The organism is Kitasatospora sp. NPDC036755 (assembly GCF_040636595.1).
Taxonomy (GTDB): domain Bacteria; phylum Actinomycetota; class Actinomycetes; order Streptomycetales; family Streptomycetaceae; genus Kitasatospora.
Window position 1 is genome coordinate 18,421 of sequence record NZ_JBEZUT010000010.1, and the last position, 25,410, is coordinate 43,830.

Consider the following 25,410-nt stretch of genomic DNA (forward strand, 5'->3'; position numbering starts at 1 on the left):
CCCCGTTCAGCCGACCAGGTGGGCCAGCAGCGCGTCGCCCGCCGGGTAGGGGCGTTCGGCGGGGAGGAGCTGCCGGGCGGCCTCCGACTCCCCGGCCCGCACGTGGGCGTGGACGGCGTGCGCGAGCGGGGTGACGTCCTCCACCGAGACGATCCACTCCTCGGCGTAGCGCTCGGCGGCCTCCCCTGCCAGCCCGAGTTGCAGCGACCGGTGGGGCAGCGGCTGGAGGTGCAGCCCGCGTTCGGGGTCCCACTGCACGCGGGCCGGGGAGCGCCTCAAGTCGCGCTGCCACGCGGCCCGGTCGGGGTGCAGTCCGGGCACGTAGTGGGACAGGCAGCTGTTCTCCAGCGCCCACTCGAAGCCGTCGCGGGTGATCTCGACCGCCAGGACGGTCTCCTGGCCTTCCTTCGTCGCCCACCCGCAGCGGTACATCATCCAGAGGAACGACGGCTTGATCCACGTCATCCGGTCCCGCTTCCAGGCCGCCGGGAAGCGGCCGTCCCGCGCGGCGGGCAGGCCGATCTCCGGCCGGTACGCCTGGTAGACGGTCACGGTGGAGTCGGTGTGGAGGGCGCGGATCTGCTGCTTCGGTTCTGACACGCCGACCAGGATCGTGGCCCGGCCGGCGTTCCTCCAAGCGGTTTTCCACGCGGGTGCGGCCGGGCGGCCGGAGACGGAGCGAGCGCCCGGCCGGAAGCCCGGCCGGGCGCTCGTCGGTCATCCGTTGTGTTCGGCGGCCCGGGCCCGGGCCCAGGTGACGAACTCGTCGACGACCGGATAGTCCGTCTCGACCTGGCCGACCAGCTCGTCGACTTCGGCCGGTGCGGCCTCGTCGACCCGGAGGATCATCCGGGCCCAGCCGGGCGGCCGACCGCGGTGGAACTCGAAGCTGGGCCGGCAGATCTCCGTCCACAGTTCGTCACGGTCGAGCAGCCGCCGCATGGTCGGGAGGGTGTGCTCCCGAAGGACCTCCGCCATGGCCCGGCCGGCGGCATCGGGGTCGATCCGCCCGCCGTACGCCCAGTCCGCGTCGAGCGGGCTGACGTTGTCGGGTTCGTAGGCGAGGTGTTCGGGTGCCGCCACGGTCCACTCCACGAGCGCGGCCGACGAGGTCGGGGCCTTCTTCCTGGCGGATTCCCAGTTCGCGCGGTAGCTCCACGCCCAGGAAGCGGCCGGCACGACGAACACCTTGACCGTGAAGACCTCCATCGGCGTGCTGAGGCGCTGGGGCTGGAACTCCAGGAGCGCGTGGTCGCCGTTCTCCCCGACCAGGCGGTACACCAGGCCCTTGCGGCTCAGACCGGCGGCCTTTGCCACCGGTGCCACGTACTGGCGGGTCCATGCTTCGAGGGACATCATCCGTTGTCTTTCCGTCGGGGAATCGTCATGCTGCCAGGTCGAACATCGCTTGCGTGACGGCCACCGTCGTCGCCGTTCCCGCCGCGGCCGCGGCCTCCGCCGGGGCGGCGACCACGACTCCCGCGATGACGAGGATCCCGGCCGGGATCAGCACCGGTGCGAGGCTGATGCCGGTGTCGGCCAGCGGGGTGGTTCCCAGGCCGGGCTGGTACGCGGTGCCCGGGTACTTGCCGGGCGCCGGCCCGGGGTTGGCGGTGGGAACCCGTGCGGCCTGCGACTGCTGCGATGTGCCGCCAGCGGGAAGGTGCTTCTGCATCTTCTTGTTGTCCTCCTTCCCGTAGATCACCGAGCCCTCGGCCGGGCCGACGACCTTGTCGCCGTTGGGCACGTCGTACGGACCGCCGATGGTCCACCCGAGGACCGCCTTCTTGCCCTCCGCCTGCATCTTCTTCACGTACCACTCGGCCTCCGGAACGGCCTTGGACGCCTCGCCGGCGGACTTGACCTCCCACACGTAGTAGACGTCGCTCTTGGGGTCGTAGCCGACGATGTCGGCGTTGCCGTCGTTGCAGCTCGTCAGCGAGGGGTCGTACAGGCACTTCTTGCTGGCCCCGGCGACCTTGACGTTCTGCCGGACCTCGAACTTGTTCGCCCCCATCTTCGAGGCCTGGTTCTTGATCTCTCCGGCGGCGACGCGCTGAGCGTCGTCGTGTCTGGTCGTCCGGTCCATCGGGTGCTTGATCCCGAGTTCCTTCTTGGTGGCCCTGATGTCCCTCAGGAGCGCCGTGATGGAGTTGAACAGCTCCTCGAGGATGTTGCGCCCGGTCGGGTCGCTGAGGGTCAGCGGGTTGTTGTCGCCGTAGGTGTACGCCGCCAGCGACTGCGGGTCCGTCGTGGTGATCACCGGGTCGACGCTGATGAACCGTCCGGTGGCCGGGTCGTACTCGCGGGCGCCGAGGTGGGTGAGCCCGGTGGTGTCGCTGGTGCCGCCGAGGAAGCCCCGGGTGCCGGCCCAGGTGGACGGCGCGGTGCCGCGGATGCCGCCGAAGGGGTTGGTGCGGCGCTGGGCGACGGCGCCGGTGGTGGCGTCGACGCCGACCTCGGCGGTGCCGTGGTGGTCGGCGACCTGGAAGGTCACCCGGTTGTCGTCGGTGCGGACCGCCGTGGCGCCGCCCAGCGCGTAGTAGCGGGTGGCGGTGGGCTTCGCCGCGCCCTTGACGAGGTTGAGCTCGGTGCCGCCGAGGTACAGGGTCCAGTTCTCGGCGGCGGGGTTGGCGGTGTCGAGGGTGTGGCCGAGCAGGCGGTTGCCGCCGGCGTCGTAGAGGTAGTCGGTGCTCCGGGTGGCGGTCGTGGTGGAGGCGGCCGTGGTCTTGACGGTGTCGACGACCTGGCTGAGCCGGCCCTCCACGTCCCAGGTCAGGGCCTGGTCACTGGTCTGGTTGCCGGCCGGCTTGAGGTGCCGGCCCGAGGTGTTGCCCGCGCTGTCGTAGTCGTAGCTCTCCGGTACGGGCGTGCCGTTGGCGCCGGTGACGGTGCTGGTGCCGGTCAGCGAGTGCGGGCGGGCGGCGGTGGGGGCGGGGTAGGTGTAGGTGGTGGTGGCGTCCTGGGCGGTGTTGCCGGTGGTGTCGTGCCGGGTCTCGGTGGCCCGGGTTCCGTTGGTGTTGTAGGTCCAGCTGGTCCAGTACGGGGCCGGGCCGCCGAGCTGGGTGCCGCTGGGAGCCGTGCAGCTGCCGGTGTTGGGCGTGAACGCCTCGGTGAGGCGGGCCAGGTAGTCGTAGCGGAAGCACTGCCGGTCGGTGCCGGAGCGCGAGGTGTCGGTGACGGAGGTGACGTTGCCGGCCTGGTCGTAGGTGTAGGCGGCGGCACGAACGGCCCCGGTGATGCCGTACTGGTCGGTGCGGCTGGAGACGAGGCGCTGGGTGCCCCACTCGTAGGCGTTGGTGACGTACAGCTCCTTGCCGGTGGTGCCGTTGCTGAGCGTGGACTGCAGCGGCTTGCCGGTGAGACTGAAGGTCTGGTTGGTGAGGTACTTGCCGATGCCTTCGACGCCGGTCTGCCGGCGCAGCGCGTCGTAGGTGAACGCGACGGACTCCGCGGGCAGGTTGCCGGCGGCCGGGTAGGTCAGGCTCTGCGGCAGGCCGTCGAGGCGGTAGATGCTCCCGCTGACGTAGCTGCCGGCGAGGGCCTCCTGACCGGGGACGGACGGGATGGTGGTGGTGGTCCGGGTGGACCGGCCGAGGGCGTCGAAGAGCGAGTAGGCGGTCTTGTACTGGTAGGTGGTGCCGCCGACGGTGCTGTAGCGGGTGCTGGAGGACAGCACGCCCTTGTTGCCGGCCGGGTCCCAGGCCTGGGAGGTCAGCAGCGGACCGGTGGCCGAGCCCTCGTGGGTCTCGGTGAGGCGGCCGAGGTTGTCGTAGACGCTGGCGATGGTCTTGCCGCGGCCGTCGGTGGTGCTGGTCAGCTCGCCGCGGCTGCCGTACGTCTTGACGGTGGTGCCGCTGTCCGGGTCGACGGCCTTGGTCTGCCGGCCGAGCTGGTCGTAGAGCCAGGTCCAGGCCGTTCCGGACGGGTCGGTCAGTCTGGTGAGGTTGCCCGCGGGGTCGTAGCCGTAGCTGGTCGTGTCGTAGGCGCCGGTCGGGGTCGCCGACTTGTACTGGCGCAGCTCGGTGGTGCGGCCGGCCGCGTCGGTGATCGCGGTGGTCGGGGTGCCGCCGGTGGGCGGGGTGATGGTGATCCGGTCGCCGCCGTACTCGGTGAGCGTGCTGGAGAGCGGGGTGCCGACACCGTTGCCCGCGAGGGCCGTGCTGCTGACGACCCGCCCGAGGCCGTCGTAGCCGGTGACGGTCTGGCTCTCCACCCCGGTGGTGTCGTCGACGTTGCGCAGCGTCGTCGAGGGCGCGCCGGTGGCGTAGTAGGGGGCGTAGGCGAGGGCGGGCTGGCCGCGGTCGTCGTAGAAGGTGTCGGTCAGGACGCGGCCGCCGTTGTCCGCGGGGTCCTGGGTCTGCCGCACGCGGGCGAAGCCGTCGTAGAGCGTGTACCCGGTCTGCTGGGTCCCGTCGCTGTTCAGCGTCTTGGCGGAGATCGCGATGATCTTGCCGTCCGTGACGGCGTACTCGAACTCGTGGTTGGGGGTCTGCCCGGTGCCCTTCGAGCGGTTGGGCTGCCAGACCTTGAGGGTGCGGCCGAGCGCGTCGTACTGGATGTCGGTGCGGCGGGTGTTGGCGTCGATGGTGTCCGCCGTCAGACCGCGCAGCGGCTCGTACTCGGTGGTGGCGACCTGGGCGGTGGTGGCGTCCCCGACCTTGGCGGGCGGGGCGGTGACCACGGACTTGGTGGGCCGGCCGGTGGCCGGGGTGTAGGCCGTGCTGGTGGTTCGGGCCTCGGGCGAGGCCGACGTGACCGGCCCGGTGGCGCCGGTGGTGTCGACCACGGTGGTGGAGGCCAGGGTGGTGGAGGTCAGGGTGCGCCCGTAGACGTCGTACGTGAACGCGTTGTCCAGGTAGGTCGCGCTGTTGCCGGTCTGCGACTTGATCGTCTGGGCGAGCGTGACGTCACCCTTGGTGGGGGCGGCACCGTACGCCTGACCGTCGTAGCGCACCCGCTTGTCGGACAGGACGGCGGAGGTGCCGTCGGCCCGGGTCTGCCGGTCGACGTCGGTTCCGCAGCCGGCGGCCACGGTCTCGACCCGCATGATGCTGGACAGCAGCCAGGCCGTGGTGTTGTCGGCGTAGCTGGTGCGGGTGCACTTCTCGTCGCCCGTGACCGCCGTGTCGCCCAGGTCCTCCACCAGCGTGGAGCGGCCGTAGCCGTCACGGGTGGTGTTGGTGCGGGTCTCCCGCCAGGCGTTGCCGGCGCCCTTGTCGAGCGAGGTGAACTCGCGGGCGACGGCGGTGGCGGTGATGTTGGCGGTGGTGGTGCCCCAGTCGCGGACGCGCTTGGCGGTCTCCTGCTTCCAGGGGGTGTTGACGGTCTTCTCCAGGACCGCGCCGCCGGGCTTGTCGTACTCCTCGGTGCGGTACTCGTAGCCGGCCCAGGCGTTGTCGTCGGTCAGGACGGTGCCCTGGCCGTCGTCGACGGTGACGGAGCGCTTCTTGGTCTTGTCGGCGGGGTCGGAGCGGTCGCCGTCCATGCCGCGCAGGTAGTAGTGGTCGGCCTGGGTGGACATGGCGGCGACGCCGCCGGTCTCCACCCGGGTGCGGGCGTAGCCGCGCCACTGGGACCAGGTCTTGAGCTTGTCCTTGGTCAGGCCGTCCTCGTCGTCGAAGTGCCAGGCGGCGTCGCCGAGGTAGGTGTAGTGGGTGACCATGTCGGGGGCGCCGCCGGTGCGGTCGGTGGCGATGACCGAGTCGACGACGTACTTGTTGAACCACTCCGTGGTGACCGGGCTCTCCTCGGAGGGCTGGTACATCTGCGGGAAGCAGCGGGTGGTGTTGGACTGCGGGGTCGGCAGCGCGTTCCAGTCGCAGGCCGGCGCCGAGTAGTTGACGTCCAGCTGCCCGCCGAACTCGTCGGTGACGGTGCCGAGCCGCTGCTTGATGAACGGCATGCGGCCGTCGCCGACCTTGTCGAGCCGGTTCGCCAACTGCTTGTAGGCGAGGGTCGTCTTCGGCAGCGAGACGGACGGGGTGGCGGAGGAGCCGGTGTGCTTGATCGAGTCCAGCAGGAGCTGGTAGTCGAAGTCGGCGGTGCCCCACTTGTGGGTCAGGTCCCAGGTGTCGATGGCGGCGTAACTACCGTCGGCCTGGAGGGTCTTTGCGACGACCTGGGTGAGGCGGGTGCGGGTGAAGTAGGTGGGGGAGTACTGGCCGGTGCAGTCGGTGCCGTCCTTGCAGTTCTGGTCCCACGGGGTGTCGTACCAGTACTGGCGGTTGGCGTCGATCTTCGCCGGGTCGCAGAGTGCGGCGTTGCCCTCCAGGCAGCGTTCGGCGGTGCCGAACTCGACCCGGCCCATCGGCTTGACGGTGGCGGAGTAGAGGTCGCGCTGCTGCTGGCCGTACTCGATGTGGTCCAGGCGCCCGCCGCGCACGTACGACGTGCGGTCGGTGGCCTTGAGGTTGCGGCCGTAGTTGTTGGTCTCGGGCGTGTACCAGTAGGTGATGTCGTTGCCGTGGGCGTCGACCACCAGGTCGAGGTTCCAGCGCCAGCCCTGCTGGCACCAGGAGGACGCGAAGTCGGCGCCGTTGCACGGCTCTCCGGCGTTGTTGCCGTAGACCGGAACCGTGTAGACGGACTTGGTCTCCGGCTTGCCGGCGCTCCAGTTGGGCAGGCGGTTGTAGCCGAAGTAGTAGGTGGTGCCGTCGGGCGTGGTGGCGCGGAAGTACTCGCCGTCGTTGTCGCCGTTGCCCCGGGCGGTGTCGCGGACGCGCACGATCCTCGTCGCGTCGTCGTGCTTGATGCGCCACTCGTCGCCGGAGACCGGGATCAGCTCACCGGAGTGCCCGGCGAAGCTGATCGTCGCGTTGTCCGTGCCCCAGCACAGGTCGCCGGGGCTGGACTTCCCGGTCTTGGGCGCGCCGTCGTCGGCGCAGGCCTTGTAGCTGCGCTCGACGAAGCCGGGAGACAGGTCGAAGCCGTCGCCGACCCAGGAGCCCTGGTTGTTGCTGTTGGCCGTCCGGCCGTCGATCGCACCGGAGTTGTACGACAGCGCGACCTTCGGGGTCAGCCCGCCGGGCATCGCCGTCAGCGGCATGTCGTACGACCAGGCGAACGCGCCGCTGTTCAGCGCCGTCGACCAGGTGGACGCGCTGGACAGCGGGGTCGCCTTGTAGTCGCCGCTCGGCCCGGCCGTGCCGGCCGTGGCCGCCAGCACCATGGCGCCGGGGGCGGAGGACAGGCGCATGGAGCCGGCCGGGGCGGTGGTCAGGGTGTCCGCGGCGACGGTCTGCTTGGCGACGTCGTTGCCGCCGGGCAGCGGGGTCTGCACCCGGCATTCGGGCAGGTCCGGGGTGGTGAGCGCGCACTCCGGCAGGCGGACCAGCTTGAGGCGGGAGCCGAAGCCGGAGCCGGCGGCCTGGGCGAAGGACGAGTAGTCGACGGCCAGGCCGGCGTTCTCGTCGGCGCCGGTGACGGTCAGCAGCAGGCCGTTGACGCCGGCCTTGGCGGCGGCGTCCTGGCCGAGCAGCTCGACCTTGGCCTTGCCCGCCGAGCCGGCGGAGGAGAGGGCGACGGGCAGTTTGCCGGCCTTGACGGCCTTGCCCTTCTCGGCGGGGACGTCGAGGGTGGCGCTGCCAGCGCCGGGCAGGGCGCCGTGCTTGCCGTCGGTCCTGCTGACGGTGGTGTCGGGCTTGCGGTCCTTGACCTTGGCGTCGGAGCCCTTGACGGGCTTCTCGGGTGAGACCGCCGAGGGCTTGGTGTACGGTTCGGCGGCCGCCGCGACGGTGGCCAGCGGCAGTGTCGGCAGCAGTGACCCGACCAGCGTGCCCGCGATGACCGCGGACAGCCTGGACCGGGCCGGCAGCCGAAGCACCGACCTCTTCCTGCTCATGGGGGGAACAACTCCTCGAAAGGGAATGGGATGGGGCAGACCGCGGGCCGGGCGGCAGAAAGCCGCCCGGCCCGCGGAGAGAAGGGGGATCAGACCCCGGTGGAGGTGCCCAGCTCGGCGTTGTAGTCGGCGAGCTTGGTGATCTGCGCGGGGCTCAGTACGCCCTGGTAGAGCCAGACGTCGTCCAGCTCACCGGAGAAGTACTCGCCCCAGGCGCCGGAATCCTTGTTCCGGCCGAACTGGAGGCCGCCGCCCGCCTCGAAGGGCTGGGGGGCGCCGGTCCAGGAGATGTGCGGGGTGCAGCCGGTCGATCCGTCCGCGCAACCCTGGTTCTCGACCTGGCCGTTGACGTACAGGGCGAGCCGGTCCGCGAAGGCGTCGTAGCTGACCGCCAGGTGCGTCCAGTTCTCCATGACGGAGACGGCCGAGGTGTGCGCCGTCCTGGTGCGCTTGCCGCCGGTGTTGGCGTCGGTGTCGCTGACCTCGGCTTCCCACTGGCCGTACGGCTGTCCGTTGCTGTCGTTGCCCAGGGGCACCCAGCGCACCGTGACGGCGCTGTTGTTGGCGCCGGCCACCGAGAGCGCCGTCATCTTCCGGGTCGGGACGCCCGCCGTGTTCGCCCAGCCGGCCAGGGTGAAGCTCTGTCCGGTGTGCAGCGGGACGGAGCCGGTGGCGGCGTAGCCGGTGGAGCCGTCCAGCTGGAGGGTGCCGGTGGTCGGGAACAGGCCGCCGTCGGTCTTGATCGAGGCGCCGCCGCCGAGCTGGGCGCCGGCCTTGGCCGGGCCCTCGTCGGGGGTGACGGCGGGGGTGCCGGTGGCCGCGTTGAGCTTCCAGCGGCCGGCCAGCTGCGGGCGCTGCTGGACCATCGCGCCGGCCTCGGGGCCGGTGACGACGCGGTCGTAGAGGCGCACGTCGTCGATGTCGCCGCCGAAGAACTCGCCGTTGACGCCCTCGCGGTTGACGGCGCCGATCTGGATGGGGCCGGGGTTGGCCCACGGCGCGTTCTGGGTGTAGTCGGACTGGCCGACGAGGAAGCCGTTGATGTAGAAGCGCAGCTTCTTCGCGGCGGTGTCGGAGACGCCCAGCAGGTGGGTCCACTCACCGGTGGTGCCGGTGAAGCAGGGCACGCCGTTGATCTGGCTGCCCGCGGTGCAGGCGTCCTGCCAGGTGCGCACCAGGGTGTCGGCGGAGCTGTCCTCCTTGTACCGGCCGAAGATCCAGCGGCCCCAGTAGGGCGAGTAGTACAGCGAGAACTCGTTGTTGTGCTGGCCGATCTGGGTGACCGCCATCTTCGGGGTGGTGTCGCCCGGCGTCGGTGCGGGCAGCTTCACCCACGCGGAGACCGAGAAGTCCCGGCTGCCGTCGACCTGCGGACGGGTGCCGCGCAGGTAGTCGTCGGTGCCGTCCAGGTGGATCGCCTTGTCGGCGATGCCCGGCTTGCCGAGGGCGACGCCGTTGTAGGCGGTCAGGTTGTCCGTCTCGGCGGTGCCGACCGGCTTGGCGTCGCTGCCGTCCAGGTGCCAGACGGACCTGGCGGGCAGGCCGGTGGCGAGCTGCTTGTCGGCGGCGACGTCGGCGGCCTCGGCCTTGCTCAGGGGGCGGTCCCAGAGCCGGACCTCGTCGACCGAGCCCTTCCACGGGTCGGTCCAGTTGCCGAAGTACTTGGAGCGGCCGAACTCCAGTGCGCCGTGGACGTCCCAGTTGGCGGCGACGGTCACCGGGGTGCCGGGCACGCCGTTGACGTAGAGGGTGCTGGTCTTCGTGGCCGGGTCGTAGGCGCCGACCAGGTGGGTCCACTGGCCGAGCACCACGGGGGCGTCGGAACTCGCCGCTTCGAGGGCGTAGTTGGTGGGGTTGTCCTGGCTGGAGGTCCACATGGTCCACTTGCCGCCGAACAGGCCGAGGGCGAAGCGGGCCGCGGAGCTGCCGTTCTCACTGACCGCGACCCGGTTGCGGGTGTTGTCGGTGAGGTTGACCCAGGCGGAGACGGCGAAGCCGCGGGTGGTGTTCAGCGCCGTGCCCTGGGTCTCGGCGTAGCCGTTGGGGGTGCCGTCGAGGGCGAGAGCCTCCTTGAGGTGGCCGGGGGCCCCCGGGGTGGCGCCGGAGCCGAGGGTGGCCTCGATGCTGCCGCCGGTGCCGGCGACGCTGGTGCCGCTCGGGTCGTCCATCGACCAGCCGGTGCGCTGGGTCTGGCCGGAGAGCACGTTGAAGTAGTACGTCTCGGGCTGCGAGGCGTTGCCCGCGCCGTCGACGGCCCGGGCGGAGACGAAGTGCACGCCGGCGGTCTGCGGCTGGATGCGGATCGTCTGTCCGGCGCCGCCGCTGGTGGCGACCTCGTTGGCGGCGGACGGCGAGGTGTCAAGGCCCCACTGGTACTTGACCACGTCGGTGGCGGCCGACTTCAGGGTGAAGTTGCCGTTCCGGCCGACGCCGTCTGTCCACGGGAGCGCCGCGGTGGCGTCCTTGGAGCCGGGGTAGGCGTCCGAGGTGATCGCCGGGCCGTCCGGGGCGGAGGTGTCGACGATGAAGTAGCAGCCGGTCGGGTCACCGTCGGAGGACCACGGGCCCCACTGGGCGCCGTCCCAGGCGCGGGCCTCCCAGTCGAGCTGGAGGTTCTGCGGCAGGTTGGTGGGCAGCGGCCAGGAGAAGATCGAGCCGGAGGCCTTGAAGGTGTTGCCCGCGGGTGCGGCGTCCTCGGAGCCGGTGGACCACCAGCGCCGGCGCAGGCCCGTGCCGTCGTCCCAGCCGACCGCGAACTGCACGCCGATGGCCTCGCCGTCCGGGTCGGTGGCCCGGGTGGTGACCTGCGGCATCTTGTTGATCTTGATGCCCGGGTACTGGCAGACCGAGCCGGGCGACATCGTCATGTCGGACATCGGGATCTGGTTGGGCCGCAGGTTGTAGTACACCGAGAGGTAGGCGTCGTCGGTGAAGCGCTTCCAGGCGAGGGTGTCGCCCTCGTTCTGCGCCTTCAGCCCGAAGGTGATGGTGGGCCAGCCCCAGTTGGCGGCGTCCTGGACGAGGTTCCTGACCGCGCCGGTCTCGCCGTACTCCAGCCAGCCGCCGGGGCAGTTGCCGCTCCAGCCCTTGGCGGTGTTGATGGTCTGCAGGTAGCGGCTCCAGAAGCCGGAGGCGTTCTGGGCGTTCCAGTTCAGGCCGGGGGAGATGTAGCCCGTGCTCCAGAGCTCGACGGGGCGGGCGTCGCAGGAGTACGACCAGCTCTCGTAGGTGCCGAAGGTGGCGGAGAGGACCTGCTTGCCGACGAAGGGGTTGGGCATCTGGAAGAAGGCCCGCTTGACGTCGGTCGGCGCGCAGCGCGAGGTGTCGCCGCAGTAGCCGACGCCCCAGTCGTGGACGTAGGTGCTGTTGTAGGTGAAGTGCCAGTACGCCTGGTTCGGGTAGGTGCGGGAGACGCCCGCCCAGTCGCCGGCGTGCGGGGTGTTCCACGCCGGGTCGATCATCACCGGGTAGACGGTGTCCGGGGCGTCCAGCATGCCCTGGTCGGGGGACAGCACCAGGCCGTCCTTGGGCAGGTCGACCTTCAGACGGGTCATCTTGGCGCCCTCGCCGGGCAGATCGCCGTAGCCGGCGACAGCCGGGTCGTTCTGGCCGGCGGCGGGCGCGTTCTGCGCGGGGGCCGCGGCCCCGGCCTGCGGAGCCGCCTGCGGGGCGGCCTTGAAGGCCTTCGGCGCGGCAACGGCCGGGGCGTTCGTCGGAGCGGCCGGGGCGTCGGGTGTGACGGTGGCGGGCTTGGAGGAGTCCCACATGACGGGGACGGGTGCCTCGAAGACGGTGCCGCCGCCGGAGGGGTCCTTCGCCTTGAGGGTGCCGTCCGATTCCTGACTGAACGTCAGGCCGTGGCCCTGGAGTCCGAGTCGGAGCTGGTCGAGCTCGGGGTTCTTGGCGGCCTCGGCCGTGTGCACGACGATGACCTGGGTGAACCCGGTCTTGGTGGCGGACAGCCGCAGGTCCACGTCCGGCAGGATCGACGCGTACTCGGCGGTGGCGCCGTTGACGGTCGGCTTGGGCAGCGGCTTGGGCCAGCTGAGCTTCAGCTCCTTGCCGGCCCGGGCCATCGTGACCAGGGGCGCGCTGCCGCCGCCGGAGAACCGCAGGTCGGCGGTGGAGCCCTTGGGGGCGATCGCGCCGCCGGGCAGGGACTGCAGCGTCGGGTCGAGCTCCACCCAGGCGCCGTTCTTGCGCACCCGCTTGGGCTGGACGTAGGTGGTGGTCTTCAGCTTGCCGTCGGGCTGGGCGACGGTGTCGCTGGTCTCGCTGCGCTTGGCGAGGACCTCGACCGGCTTGCCGGTGCGGGCGGCCTCGTGGACGGCCAGGGTCTCGGCGGTGTCCTGGGTGTCCTGGGTGCTCGTCGTACCGGGCGGAGGTGTCCCCCCGCCGGCGGCGGCGGCCGGCACCACCGCGGTCGCGGCCAGCGCGACCGCGGCGAGTGCCGCGGCGAGCAGGCTGCCCGACCGTCTTGCTGCTGTTCTCACTGTGCGTAAGCTCCGACTTCCGATATGTGGGCGAAGTTCGAGCGGATCCTTATGGAAACCTGAAAGTCGTGTCAACGGCTCATCAGAAATGCATGAGAAAAGCCCCCCTGGTGTCGGCGCGCCGGGCTGGGACAGCTCGGGTGAAATCGGATGAACCGGCCGAGTCGAGGTGACGCACATCACGGGAGGGGGGTCGGGTGTGGACCTGGTCCGGGACCGCTCCGGCGGTGGTGAACGGTGACGCATGGCGTCGGCTCGCCACTCGGCCCCTCGGGCCATCGGGCATCCTCGGCGTCATCACCGCTGGTCACTCGGTGTTTGGCGGCGATGTTCGAACGGTGGCCCCGGTCGAAGGCGTTCCGGCCCCGGGTTCCGGGTGCGTGACGCGTGGGAGGGGCGAGCGGTTCCCCATGTCCGGAAGGTCGTGTTTGCGTCGCAGGGTGGGGAGAGGTCGCCTCGGCTGGCCGGCCGTCAGGTCGAATAACCTCGCCGATTCATGCCGAAGTTGTCCGGAGAATGCATTCCGGAGGGACCAACTCGGGCCCCGGTAAACCGCGAAGGTGCCCCCGGGAGCCGAATTCCCCGGAGGCACCCACGAGTTGCTCGCGGCAATTCAACCGCCCCGCTGCCCGCCCCTCACCGCTCGTGGAGCGCCCGTGCGCTGCCGTCGACCGGCACGGTGCCGGGGAGGGCGATCAGCTCGGGCTTGAACAGCGGCTGGGTGTCCATCGCGGGCTCCCAGGTCGCCAGTTTCTCGTCCTGGGGCACCTCGATGCGCCGGTCGGCGGCGAGGTCGGCGACCACCTTCAGCAGCAGTCGCACGCCGAGCGGGGCCAGGTGGTCGCGCCACAGGCTCTGGGCGGTCGAGCCCGGGGGCACGAACAGGTGCTCCTGGGCGGCGATGGGGCCGCCGTCGGTGCGCTCGGTGAGGTGGTAGACGCTGCCGCCCGTCACCTTGTCGCCGTCGCGGATGGTCCACCGGATGGCGTCCCGGCCGCGGTGCAGCGGCAGCAGGCTGGGGTGGTAGCCGATGGTCGCGACGCCGGCCCGGGCGCGGGTGCGGCGGCCGAGGAAGGCGTGCGAGTGGGCGGCGATGATGACGTCGACGCCGTCCGGGACGTGCTGGGCGCGCAGTTCGGCCGAGTCCGTCCAGGGGATGTCCCGGGGGAACGCCCAGGCGCGCAGCCGGTCCCAGGACATCGCGTCGCCCTCGTCGGACTTGCCCTTGCGCAGCCGGGGTGCGGCCGCGCCGACGATCTTGTGCCCCTGGTCCAGGAGGGCCTCCGCGACCTGTACCGCGAACGCCCCTTGGCCCGACAGGTAGATGTTCATCCGCACTTCTCCGGTCCGGAGTGATCAGGTGTGAAGCGCACCGGCATGGTGGAGAACCCGGTCAGGAAGTTGGACCGGATCGGCAGCGGCTCGGCGGTCTGCTCGAACCCGAGGGTGAAGTCCCGCAGGGCCTGGAGCAGTTCGGCGATCTCCACCTTGGCCAGGTACGAGCCCACGCAGAAGTGCGGGCCGTAGCCGAAGGCCAGGTGCTTGTTGGGGGTGCGGCCGAGGTCGAAGTCCCCGGGGCGTTCGAAGACCCGTTCGTCGCGGTTGGCGGAGGCGTGCCAGAGCGTGACGATCTCGCCCGGCCGCAGCCGTACGCCGTGCAGTTCGGTCTCCCGTTCGACGCTCCGCCCGAAGTGCATGGTGGGCGACGCCCAGCGCAGCACCTCGTCCACGGCGGTCTCGATCGCGACCTCGCCCCGCTTGAGCCGCCGCCACTGCTCGGGCCGGGCCGCGAGCATGCGGACGCAGTCGATCATCGTCAGCCGGCTGGTCTCGTCGCCGCCGATGATCAGGCTGTAGCAGTTGAGCACCACGTCCTCGTCGGACAGCGGCACCCCGTCGATCGAGCTGCCGATCAGCATGCTGATCACGTCCTCGCCGGGCGACTCGCGGCGCTCCTCGACGAGGTCCATGAAGTACATCAGGATCTCGTTGCGGGCCATCTCGGAGTCGACCTCGTCGACGTCCTCGTGGTCCGCGGAGAGCGCGGCCTTGGTGAGGGAGAGCAGGTAGTCGCGGTCCTGCTCGGGCACGCCGAGCAGGTTGGAGATCGTGGTCATCGGGATCCGGGCGGCGATCCGCTCCGCGAAGTCGCAGCTGCCGACCTCGACCGCCTCGCGGATCCACTGCCGGGTGTTGAGCCGGACGGCCCGCGCGACCTCGTCGAGCACCCGCGGCGAGAGCACGCGCTGGAGGATCTTGCGCAGCTCCAGGTGCCGGGGGCCGTCGGTGACGGCGAGCATCCGGCCGGCCCCGGCGTCGCCGCCCTCCAGGAGGGTGACGAGCACGTTTCCGCGCTGGGAGGTGAAGTTCACGTTGTCCCGGTAGACGGCCATGACGTCCTCGTGGCGGGAGAGCACCCAGAACCCGGGGCGGCCGGCCGTCGGCGGGTTCCAGTGCAGCGGCGCGGTGTCCCGCAGGGTGCGCCAGAAGCCGTCGAGGTCGGGGCCGTGGCCGGCGAAGGTGCCCGGGTCGGCCAGGTCCACGGCGCCCGGGTCGGCCGGGTCCACGGTGCCCGGGTCGGCCGGGTCCACGGTGCCCGGGTCGGCCGGGTCCACGGTCCTCGGGTCGGCCGGGCCGGCCGTGGCCGGGGTGCCGGGGGCCGCGGTGGTGAGGGTCGGGGCGTTCGGCGGTGTGCTCATGCTCACCAGTCCGTACGCCAGAACCGGCGGGGCTGGAACGGGTAGGTGGGCAGCGGCACCCGGCGGCCGTCCTCCCCGAGGTGCAGCGCCTCGAAGTCCACCTGTAGGCCGGTCACCCAGGCGGCGGCCAGGGAGGCGAGCGCCTCGGCGTCCCGCCCGGCGGGCAGGATCCCGCGGTCGTTGCGGGTGAAGGCGCCCGCGTCCGCGCGCGGGGCGGCGGCGGTCGACGCGGTGGTGACGGGCGAGGTGGCGGAGGCGGCGCCGGCCTCGTCGGACAGCGCGGCGATCAGTTCCTCGCGGCTGCGGACCACGGCCGCCCACCGACGGCCCATCACCTTGCGGCCGAGGTTGAGGGTGTAGCAGACGTCGTCCAGGCGCAGGCCCGGGTCGGCCTCCAGCCGCTCCCGGAGCCGGGCGCGCTGACGGGCCAGCGCGTCGTCGTCCATCGCGGACAGGGTGGCCAGCCTCGGCCTGCCCGCCGCCTCGGGGGCGCGCCGGGCGGGCGCCGGCGCCTCCTCCAGCAGCAGGTGGGCGTTGTAGCCGCCACCGCCGATGGAGGTGACGCCCGCGCGGCGGATGCCGGCCTCCGGCTCCCAGGCCGCGCCCTCGATCTGCGGGACGAAGGGGGTGGCGGGGAAGTCGAGGTCCTGGTTGACCTCGGTCAGGTTGATGGTCGCGGGGAGTGTCCGGTGGTACAGCGCCAGCGCGGCCTTGACCGCGCCGAAGCCGCCGGAGACCACGCCGCCGTGGCCCACGTTGCCCTTGACCCCGCCGATCGAGGTGGTCGCGGTCTGCTTGCCGAACGCCATGGTGGCGGCGTGCACTTCGAGCTCGTCGGTCACCGGCAGGCCCAGGCCGTTGGCCTCGTACATGGACACGGTGTCCGGGGTGACGCCGCCCACCTCCATGGCGGCGGCGATGCAGGCGCTCAGCCGCTCGGGCTGGGCCAGGCCGTATGCCATCGCGCTGACGCCGTTGTTGTTGACGGCGGAGCCCCGGACCACGGCGTAGACGTGGTCGCGGTCGGCGACGGCCCGGCCCAGCGGCTTCAGCAGCATGGTGACGACACCGCTGGACAGCGCGGTGCCGGTGCCGTTGGCGTCGAACGGGCGGCAGTGGCCGTCCCTCGACAGGATGCGGTTCTCCTCCCAGAGGTGGCCCCGGGGGTGCGGCAGGCGGACCATCGAGCCGCCGGCGATCGCCATGTCGCTCTGGCCGAGCAGCAGCGACTGGCAGGCCAGGTGCACCGCGTAGTGGAAGCCCGCGCAGACGGCGGCGACGGTGATGGCCTCGCCGGTGAGCCCCATGTAGTAGAGGGCGTTGGAGGTCATGGTGTCCGGCGACCACGCCAGGCTGGCCTCGATCGCCTCCGGGCCGACCGACACCCGGTCCGGCGGGGAGCTGTAGAGCGCGGCGGTCTGCGGGTTGTTGGCGCCGTACATGCCGATCTCGGCCGTGAGCCGGTCGGGGTCGTAGCCGCCGTCCTCCAGCGACTCCCAGGCGCTCTCCAGGTACAGCCGGTTCTCCGGGGTCATCGCGGCGGCCATCCGGTCGCTGATGCCGAACACCGACGGGTCGAACTTGTCGTACGTGTCGAGCACGCCGCAGGCCCGTACGTAGAACGGGCTGTGGATCAGGGTCTCGTCGACGTGGATGTCGTCCTTGGCGAGGAAGGAGACGGACTCCCGGCCGTGGACGAGGTTGTCCCAGAACTGCTCCTTGGTGCGGGCTCCCGGCGCCCGCAGGGACATGCCGATGACGGCCACGTCGCCCGGGTCGTAGTCCTGTTCGGGGCTGTCGGTCATGGGAAGGCTCCTGCCGCTCGGTGTGGGGAGGGGGACTCGGCCGGACTCAGCGGCCGGTGGTGCCGGCGTCGGTGGTGCCGGTTCCGGTTCCGGTGCTGGTTCCGCTGGTGCCGGTGGGGCTGGTTCCGGTGCCGCGGCCGCCGCGGCCGCGCAGGGCGGCCCGGCGGGCGCTCGCGCGCTCGCGGGCCGACTGGACCACCTCGGGGGTGGCGCCGCTCTCGTCGTCGAGCCAGCGGGCGAGGGAGGCGATGTCGCGGAAGCTGAAGAGGTCGGGCACGCGGACGCGGCGGTCGAAGCGCCGGGTCATCAGCCGGGCGAGGCGGACCAGCAGCAGCGAGTCGCCGCCGAGGTCGTAGAAGGCGGACTGCACGTCGATGGTCGACGGTTCGAGGTCGAGCAGCTGGCCCCAGATCTCGGACAGCGCCACCTCGGTGGGCGTGCTCGCGGCGGTCAGCGGCCCGTCGGTGGCGGCGGCCGGCGGCTCGGGCAGCGCGTCGCGGTCGAGCTTCCCGCCGGGGCCCAGCGGGAGGGCGGGCAGGAGGACCAGCGCCGCGGGCACCATGTAGTCGGGCAGTTCGGCGGCGAGGCGGCCGGTGACGGCGGCGCGGATCGCGGCCTCGGGGAGCGTGCCGTCCCGCGCCGCGCCGTCCTGCGCCGTGCCGTTCGAGGGGGCGCCGTCGCCCGCGGGTACGACGTAACCGACCAGGCGGTTGCCCCGGACGGCGGCGGCGGCCTCCCGCACCTCGGGGCAGGCGGTCAGCCGGGCCTCGACCTCCTCCAGTTCGATCCGGTAGCCGCGCAGCTTGACCTGGTGGTCGGAGCGGCCGAGGAACCGGAGCTCGCCGCTCGCGGTGAACCGGACGAGGTCCCCGGTGCGGTACATCCGCTCGCCCTCGCGGAACGGGTCGGGGACGAAGCGCTCGGCGGTGGTGCGCGGCCGGTTGACGTAGCCGTGCGCGAGGCCGGTGCCGCCGAGGTAGAGCTCGCCGGACTCGCCGACCGGGAGCGGCCGCAGGTCCTCGTCGAGTACGTAGACCACGTCGGTGGTGGTCGGCGGGCCGATGGTCGGCTCGTCCTCGCCGTCCTCGGGCACCGGCCCGAAGGAGCAGAACACGGTGCCCTCGGTGGGGCCGTAGGCGTTGAACACCCGTACGGCGCCGGTCTCCCGGTAGGCCCGGTCCACCAGTTTGCGGCGCAGGGCCTCGCCGCCGAACACGATGGAGCGCACGTTCGGCGGCACGGCGCCCGCGTCGAGCAGCCCGTTCATGACCGACGGGACGACGGTCAGATGGGTGATCCGGTCCGCGTACCGGCTCTCCGGCAGGTGCACGGCGCTCTCGACGAGCACGACGGCGCCGCCGCGGCACAGCGCGTTGAAGACCTCCATCACGGACATGTCGAAGCAGACCGAGCTGGCCGCCGAGACGCCGCTCAGGTCGCAGCCCTCCAGGACCCGGTCCATCTCGGCGAGCATCGCCACCGCGCCGGAGTGCCGGACGGCGACGCCCTTGGGCGTGCCGGTCGAGCCCGAGGTGTAGATGACGTACGCGGTGTCGTCGGGGACGACCGCCGCGGGCTTCGCGCCGGGCTCGGTCGTCACGGTCGGCCCGAGCACGACCAGCGTCGGGCCGGGCGGGCAACTGGCCCGGGAGGCGGGCGTGGTGAGCAGCAGGCGGGTGCCGCTGTCGCGGACCATGAAGGTCAGCCGGTCGGCGGGGTAGTTCGGGTCCAGCGGCAGGTAGCAGGCGCCGGTGCGCAGGACGGCCAGGACGGCGACGAGCAGGTCCGGGGTGCGCTCGACGCAGATGCCGACCGGGACGCCGGGGCCCGCGCCGTCGGCGGCCAGCCGTTCGGCCAACACGCGGGAGCGCTCGTCCAGTTCGCCGTAGGTCAGGACGCCGGCGTCGGAGTACACCGCGGTCGCGTCGGGGTTCTTGACGGCCTGGGCGGCGAACTCGGCGTGCAGGGTGTCGGTCATTGGTCCGTCTCCTCGGGGAGGCCGGCCGGCGCGATGGCGCCGAGGGCCAGGTCGGGTTGGGCGATCGAGTCGAACAGCACGGTGCGGTACAGCGCGAGCAGTGCCGTCACGGTCCGCCGCTCCAGGTAGTCCGGCTTGAACTGGACGTGGCCGGCCACTCTGCCGTCGATGTCGGCCATCGAGATCTCCAGGTCGAACTTGGCCAGGTGCCGGCGCACCTGGAGCGGTTCGAGCGGCAGCGCGCCGTCCGGGGTGAGGGTCTCGCCGACGCCGTGGAAGAGCTTCACGGAGCGCGGGAAGGCCTCCGAGGAGAGCCAGTTGACCACCACGTCGAACCACGGGGAGCGGCCCTCGGCGCGCGGCGGCTTCAGCTGGGAGGCCAGCAGGTCGAGGGGGTAGTTCATGTGCTCCAGCAGGCCGAGGGAGAAGGCGTGGACCTCGCGCAGCAGCTCGCGGAAGCCGCGGTCGGCGGCCGGGTTCGCCCGGACCAGCACGGTGTTCAGGTAGTAGCCGATGGCGGACTCCCAACCGGGCTCGGCCCGTTGGGCGATGGCGGTGGCCAGCACCGAATCCTCGGTTCCGGCCGCGCGGTTGAGCGTGGCGAAGAAGCCCGCCAGCACCACGGTGCTGATCGACACACCCTCGCGGACCGCGAACTCCCGCAGCAGGGCCGTCTCTTCGGCGCTCCAGCGGAACGCGACGTCCCGGCCCTCGTAGGTGACGCCGGGCGGGCGCTCCTTGTCGGAGAGGTCGAGGTGGGCGGGCGGGTCGGCGAGCTTGCGGGACCACCAGTCCAGGGCCGCCTCGGCCGCCGGGCCGGCCAGCCACTCGCGCTCCCACGCGACGAACTCGGTGTACGGGGCGACCGGTGCGTCGAGGGCGGGGTCGGCGCCCTCGTAGTACTCCTGGAGCTCGCGGATCATCACGTCGGCCGAGGCTGCGTCCGAGGCGATGTGGTGGACGAGCACCAGCAGGTAGTGGTCGGCGGGGCCTCGCCGCAGCAGGACGATCCGCACCAGCGGCCCGTTGTCCATGTCCAGCGGCTCGTGCCCGTACGCGGCCAGTTCCTCGCGGGCCTGCTCGTCGTCCAGGCCGGAGGTGTCCGCCACGACGAACTCGTACACCGGCTCGTCCAGGATCACCTGGTACGGGCTGCCGCCGGCCTCCACGAAGACGGTGCGCAGCGCGGGGTGGCGGTCCAGCACGGCCAGGACGGCGCGTTCCAGGGCCTCCTCGTCGACGGCGGCCCGGATCCGGGCGGTCACCATGAAGTTGTAGGGCACGGCCTCCGGGGCGACCATCTGCATGAACCAGAGGGAGGCCTGGCCGTGCGAGGCCGGGGCCAGTTCGAGACCGAGGCCGTCGGCGCGCAGCTGTTCCAGGGCCGGGGCGTCGGTGGCCTCCAGGAACCCGCGGGCGTCCAGCTCCTCCAGCAGTTCCTCGGCGTCCAGTTCGGAGAGCTCGTCGAGGAAGGACCGCTGGGGCGCGGCGTCGGGCGCGGCCCCGGGGGCCCGGACGGGAGCCGCCGGGGCGGCCGGGGTCACCGGGGCCGTCGGGGCCGTCGGGGCCGGTGCGGGCACGGCCGGTGCTTCGGCGAGGCCGACGAAGTGGGCGACGACCTCGGCGATGGAGCGGCCGTCCAGGAACACCACCGGCGACACCCGGTGCCCGAGCACGGACTGCATCCGGTTGACGAGGCGGATCGCCAGCATCGAGTCCAGGCCGAAGTCGCGCAGCCCGGCGTTCTCGTCGAACCTGTCCACCGCCACGCCCAGCGCGTCGGCGAGTTCGGCGAGGACGAGCTCGGCCACCGGCCGGTCCGCCTCCGCCGGGCTCCCGGCCGGTTGGGCCTCGGCCGGAGGGGTAGCCGTCGTGGTCGCGGTGACCGCCGGCGCGGCGGTCGCGGGCACGGTCCCGGCGGCGTGGGCAGGCGCGGCGTCGCGGAGGGGTTCGGTGTCGATCCAGTAGCGCTCCTTCTGCCACTGGACGAGCGGGGTCTCCACGAGCTCGACGTCGTCGGTGAAGAGGGAGTCGAAGGCCAGCGGCAGGCCCCTGACGTACAGCGAGGCGGCGGCGCCCAGCAGGCAGCGGACGTCGCTCTCCTCGCGCCGCAGGGAGTTGACGGCGTGCACCCGGGCGCCGCGGGCGAGCCCGATCTCCTCGACCGCGCCGCGCAGCGTCTCGTGCGGGCCGATCTCGACGAAGGTGGAGACGCCCCGGTCGACCAGTGCGCCGATCGTCTCGGCGAAGCGGACCTGGTCGCGCAGGTTGTGCACCCAGTAGTCGACGTCGGCGACCGGGTTCACCGCGCCGGCCAGGGCCGTGGAGTGGAAGGGGATGCCGGGCGTCAGCGGGGTGATGCCGTCGAGGGCCTCGCGCAGCGGCTCGGTCAGCGGGTCCATGCCGGGGCTGTGCACCGGCCGTTCGACCCGGATCCGGCGGACGGAGATCCCGTCCCGGAGGAGCTCCGCCTCCAGGGCATCGACGGCCTCGGGGGAGCCGGAGACCGCCGCGCTGGTCGGGCTGTTGACCACGGCGATCGCCGCGCGCTCGGCGTAGGGGGCGAGCCGCGGCAGCAGTTCGGCCTCCGGCAGGTCGACGGAGACCATGGCGCCGGCGGCGGCCTTGCGCTCCAGCAGGTGCGAGCGGGCGACCACGACCCGGGCGGCGTCCTCCAGGGACAGCGCGCCGGCCACGCAGGCGGCCGCGACCTCGCCCAGGCTGTGCCCGACGACGGCCGTCGGCTCGATGCCGAGGTCGAGCCAGACCTGCGCCAGCGCGACCTGCAGGGCGAACAGCACCGGCTGCTGGAAGTCCATCTCCTCGTACCTGGCCTCCTCGGCCGGGGCGGCGAGGTGGTCGAGCACCGAGAAGCCGCCGGCCGCGCGCACGGCGGCGTCGCAGGCGTGCATCCGGCTGCGGAAGCCGGCGTGCGAGCGCAGCAGTTCGCGGCCCATGCCGACCCACTGGGTGCCGCCGCCGGAGAAGACCAGCGCCACCCGGCGGTCGGCGTTGCCGGAGACGGTGCCGGTGAGGACGTCGGGGTGCGGCCGGCCGGCGGCGACCCGGGCGAGTCCGTCCAGGACGTCCTGCCGGTCGCGGGCGAACAGCGCGATCCGGTGGCCGTGGTGGCTGCGCCGGGCGCCCAGGGTGTAGGCGAGGTCGGAGACCCGCAGGTCGGGGTGGCGCTCGACGTGGTTGGACAGTTCGCGGCAGGTGTCGGCGAGCGCGCCCGCGGTCCGGGCGCTGACGGGCACCAGGTGCGGCTGCGCGTCGGCCGTACCGCCACCGGCCTGGCCCGGTGCGGCGGGGGCGACCCGGCCCGGCGCGGTGTGGCGCCCGCGGTCGCCGGCCAGGAACGGGTGGGCGGCGACGGGCAGTCCGGCGGTGAAGAGGGCGCCGAGCGAGCCGAGCAGGGTCGAGGCCTCGTCGGCGCCGCGCCGCATCGAGGGCAGGGTGGTCGCGGGCAGGATCTCCGACACCGACTTGAGCAGCAGGGGGTGCGGGCTGAGCTCGACCACCGCGTCGACGTCGTGGTCGCGCAGCCTGGTCAGGGCGTCGACCACCCGGATCTCCCGGCGCAGGTTGTCCGCCCAGTAGTCCGGTCCGAGCTCGGCGCCGTCCACGAGCTCGCCGGTGACCGTCGAGATCATCGGGATGCGGGTGCTGCGCGGCCTGATGCCGTCGAGCTCGACCTTCAGCGGGGCGAGCACGTGGTCGACCAGCGGGGAGTGCGGGGCGTGGCCCATCCGCACCCGGTGGTTGGTGACGCCCGCCTCGGTCAGCCGCCGGACCAGGTCGTCGATCTCCTGCGGGGTGCCGGTGACGAGCGTGGAGCTCAGGCCGTTGCGGCCGGAGAGGGTGAGCCCGCCGGTCAGGTGCGGCCGCACCTCCTCCGCGGGGGTCATCACCACGATGCCCTCGCCGCGGCCCACGGCCAGCAGCTGGAGGAGCCGGCCGTGGTGGGCGGCCAGCCGGGAGGCGTCGTCGAAGTCGAGGGCGCCGGCGATGTGGGAGGCGGCGAACTCGCCGACGCTCTGGCCCACGACGACGTCCGGCTCCACTCCCAGCGAGCGCCAGGTCTCGGCCAGCGCGACCTGAAGCGAGAACAGCAGCGGCTGGAAGACGTCCATGTCGTCGAGACGGCCGTCGGCGGCCAGCAGCTGCTCGACCGGGGAGAAGCCCAGCAGCTCCCGCATCCGCCGGTCGGACTTCATCAGGGAGCGGCGGAAAACGGTCTGGCCGGCGAGGAGTTGGCGGCCCATGCCGACCCACTGGGAGCCGTTGCCGGAGAACAGGAACGCGATCCGGGGCCGGCGGCCGGTGGCTTCCCCGGTGCTCAGCCCGGGCGCCGAACCCCCGCTGCCGAAGGCGTCCAGCGCGCTGCGGAGTTCGGCCGTGTCGCGGGCGGTGGCGGCGAGCCGGAACGGGCCGTCGCCGGGGGTGCGGCGGCAGAGCGCGCGCAGGTCGGTCGCGTCGCGCAGCGCCCGGGCCTGCTCGGCCAGCGCCTCCCGGGAGTCCGCGGCCAGCAGCAGCAACGAGGCCTCGGGGCGCGGCAGTTCCTCCACGGCGAGGTGGCAGATCGAGCCGCCGAACCCGAACGAGCTGACGCCGCCGCGACGGGCGTCGGAGCGCCGCGGCCAGGGCTCCAGCCGGTCCTGGACGCTGAGGTTGTACTCGTCGAAGAGGATCTGCGGGTTCGGCGCGGTGTAGTGCAGGCTCGGCGGCAGCACGCCGTTGCGCATCGACATCGCGAGCTTGACCAGGCCGACGATGCCGGCGGCCGCCTCCAGGTGGCCGACGTTGGACTTGACGGAGCCGAGCCGCAGCGGCTCCGAACGGCGGTCGCCGCCGAGGACCGCGCCGATGGCGTTGGCCTCGATCGGGTCGCCGAGCGGTGTCGCGGAGCCGTGGCACTCGATGTAGTCCACGAGGTGCGGGGCGATGCCGGCCCGCTGGTAGGCAGTGCGCAGCATCTTCTCCTGCGCCTGGGGGTTCGGCGCCGTCATGCCGTTGCTGAGGCCGTCGTTGTTGGAGGAGCTGCCCTTGATCAGGCAGTACACCGGCAGGTCGCGTTCGAGTGCCACGCTCAGCGGGGCGAGCACCACGACGCCGGCGCCCTCGCCGCGGACGTAGCCGTCGGCCCGGGCGTCGAAGGACTTGCAGCGGCCGTCGGGGGCGAGCGCGCCCATCTGGTCCATGGCGGTGTAGTAGTCGGAGACGAAGCTGAGGTTCACGCCGCCGGCGAGCACGAGGTCGCTCTCGCCGAGTCGGATCGACTGGCAGCCCACGTGCACGGAGATGAGCGAGCCGGCGCAGGCCGAGTCGATGGCCATGCTCGGGCCCTGCAGGCCGAGGACGTAGGAGACCCGGTTGGCGATGATGCCGTCGTGCATGCCGGTCGCGGTGTGCGGGGTGATCTGCGCGTCGGGGCCGCGGTAGTGCGCCAGGGCGGCGTAGTCGCCCCAGCAGGAGGCCATGAACACGCCGGTGTCGCTGCCGGCGAGGCTGTGCGGCGCGATGCCCGCGTCCTCCAGCGCCTCCCAGCACAGTTCCAGGACGAGGCGCTGCTGCGGGTCCATCTGGACGGCCTCGCGGGGCGAGATGCCGAAGAACAGCGGGTCGAACCGGTCGATGCCGTCGATGAACCCGCCCCAGCGTGCCCGGTCCCTGAGCAGTTCGCGGCGTGCGGCCGGCACCGGTCCGACGGCGTCGCCGCCGTCGACCAGCAGCTTCCAGAACGCGGACGGGTCCGGTCCGCCCGGGAACCGGCAGCCGATGCCCACGACCGCGACGGGTTCCTGCGAGGGCGCGCGGCGCCCGGTGCCCGGGGCGGGCTCCGCCGCCCGGGGGCCCTCGACGAGGGCGTGGGCCAGCGCGTCGAGGGTCGGGTACTGCCACATCCAGGTGGCCGGAACCTGTCGGCCGAGGTACTCGGAGAGCGAGGCCGCGAGCGTCACGGACCTCAGCGAGTCCAGTCCGTACCGGTGCATCGGCGCCCAGCGGTCCACCGCGTCCGCGGACAGGTCCAGCAGTTCGGCAAAACGGGCCGACAGGAAATCCGTGACGGCGGCTATGTCGCGTGCTGCGCGCTCTTGGGGCATGGCGACTCCCTCAGCAGGGCGGATGGAATGACGGGTGGGGATTCACGGCTGCCCGGTGGGGGAGGCGGATATCCGGGCAGCCGGAAATGGGCAGGGGGAAACGGCGTGAAAGGGCCCTCCGCCGCACCGGTCGCGCCGTGGGGCGGGCGCGCGGCATGCGGACGGGAAGGGTTTTTCCGGCCTCGGTGCCCGGGGGGACGGGAAAGCCGGTGAAACGAACGGGAGCCGGGGCCCGGGCGGCGCCGGATCAGCCCGCCCGGACGGCTCCGGGGGACCGCAGGCGGTGCACGTTCCGGGCTTTCCGCGGCACGTCGAGGGCAGGGCGCGGACGGACGGCGCCGTGGTCGGACCGGTCCGCGAGGGCATGCGTGGACGCCTGGGACGGCAGGCGCCCGACGGGCGAGGCCCTGGGGGTGGGCATGACATGAATGGGCGTGCGGTCGGGCATCGCTGCTCCTCTCGCGGCAGGAAGAAGGGCTCGAAGCGCC

The 25,410-nt window shown here is 72.5% G+C and carries 9 protein-coding genes; all 9 read right to left on the reverse strand.

The features are described 5' to 3' along the window. Nucleotides 1-6 precede the first annotated feature (6 nt). Nucleotides 7-600 carry a DUF4291 domain-containing protein gene (locus AB0E96_RS02880; RefSeq protein WP_359817695.1) on the reverse strand — a complete coding sequence of 198 codons (594 nt, stop codon included), beginning with the start codon at nucleotides 598-600 and terminating at the stop codon, nucleotides 7-9. Nucleotides 601-717: 117 nt separating this feature from the next. Further along, on the reverse strand, nucleotides 718-1,356 hold the full coding sequence (locus tag AB0E96_RS02885; RefSeq protein WP_359817697.1) for a hypothetical protein: 639 nt from the start codon (nucleotides 1,354-1,356) through the stop codon (nucleotides 718-720). Nucleotides 1,357-1,384: 28 nt separating this feature from the next. Beyond that, a complete protein-coding gene (locus tag AB0E96_RS02890) occupies nucleotides 1,385-7,843 on the reverse strand; it encodes an RHS repeat-associated core domain-containing protein (protein ID WP_359817699.1) in 6,459 nt (2,152 codons plus the stop codon). An 89-nt stretch (nucleotides 7,844-7,932) separates the two neighbouring features. Continuing rightward, nucleotides 7,933-12,336 (reverse strand): LamG-like jellyroll fold domain-containing protein, encoded by a 4,404-nt coding sequence (locus tag AB0E96_RS02895; protein ID WP_359817701.1) that lies wholly within the window; start codon nucleotides 12,334-12,336, stop codon nucleotides 7,933-7,935. 636 nt (nucleotides 12,337-12,972) lie between these two features. Continuing rightward, nucleotides 12,973-13,668, reverse strand: coding sequence for a formyltransferase family protein (locus AB0E96_RS02900; protein ID WP_359817703.1), 696 nt, complete (start codon nucleotides 13,666-13,668; stop codon nucleotides 12,973-12,975). Then, entirely contained in the window at nucleotides 13,665-15,035 is a 1,371-nt protein-coding gene (locus AB0E96_RS02905) for a cytochrome P450 (RefSeq protein ID WP_359817705.1), read from the reverse strand. The genes AB0E96_RS02900 and AB0E96_RS02905 overlap by 4 nt, the downstream gene beginning before the upstream one ends. Nucleotides 15,036-15,037: 2 nt before the next feature. Then, nucleotides 15,038-16,840 carry a type I polyketide synthase gene (locus AB0E96_RS02910; protein ID WP_359817707.1) on the reverse strand — a complete coding sequence of 601 codons (1,803 nt, stop codon included), beginning with the start codon at nucleotides 16,838-16,840 and terminating at the stop codon, nucleotides 15,038-15,040. A gap of 46 nt (nucleotides 16,841-16,886) precedes the next feature. Continuing rightward, nucleotides 16,887-18,818, reverse strand: a complete 1,932-nt coding sequence (locus tag AB0E96_RS02915; protein ID WP_359817709.1) for a non-ribosomal peptide synthetase — start codon at nucleotides 18,816-18,818, stop codon at nucleotides 16,887-16,889. Further along, nucleotides 18,815-24,922 carry an acyltransferase domain-containing protein gene (locus AB0E96_RS02920; RefSeq protein WP_359817711.1) on the reverse strand — a complete coding sequence of 2,036 codons (6,108 nt, stop codon included), beginning with the start codon at nucleotides 24,920-24,922 and terminating at the stop codon, nucleotides 18,815-18,817. The genes AB0E96_RS02915 and AB0E96_RS02920 overlap by 4 nt, the downstream gene beginning before the upstream one ends. Between the last annotated feature and the right edge of the window lie 488 nt (nucleotides 24,923-25,410).

Excerpts from the sequence above, each read along its gene's own strand:
- AB0E96_RS02885 (WP_359817697.1), bottom strand. The coding sequence starts at position 1,356 with ATGTCCCTCGAAGCATGGACCCGCCAGTACGTGGCACCGGTGGCAAAG.
- AB0E96_RS02915 (WP_359817709.1), bottom strand. The coding sequence starts at position 18,818 with ATGACCGACACCCTGCACGCCGAGTTCGCCGCCCAGGCCGTCAAGAAC.
- AB0E96_RS02920 (WP_359817711.1), bottom strand. The coding sequence starts at position 24,922 with ATGCCCCAAGAGCGCGCAGCACGCGACATAGCCGCCGTCACGGATTTC.
- AB0E96_RS02900 (WP_359817703.1), bottom strand. The coding sequence starts at position 13,668 with ATGAACATCTACCTGTCGGGCCAAGGGGCGTTCGCGGTACAGGTCGCG.
- AB0E96_RS02905 (WP_359817705.1), bottom strand. The coding sequence starts at position 15,035 with ATGAGCACACCGCCGAACGCCCCGACCCTCACCACCGCGGCCCCCGGC.
- AB0E96_RS02910 (WP_359817707.1), bottom strand. The coding sequence starts at position 16,840 with ATGACCGACAGCCCCGAACAGGACTACGACCCGGGCGACGTGGCCGTC.
- AB0E96_RS02890 (WP_359817699.1), bottom strand. The coding sequence starts at position 7,843 with ATGAGCAGGAAGAGGTCGGTGCTTCGGCTGCCGGCCCGGTCCAGGCTG.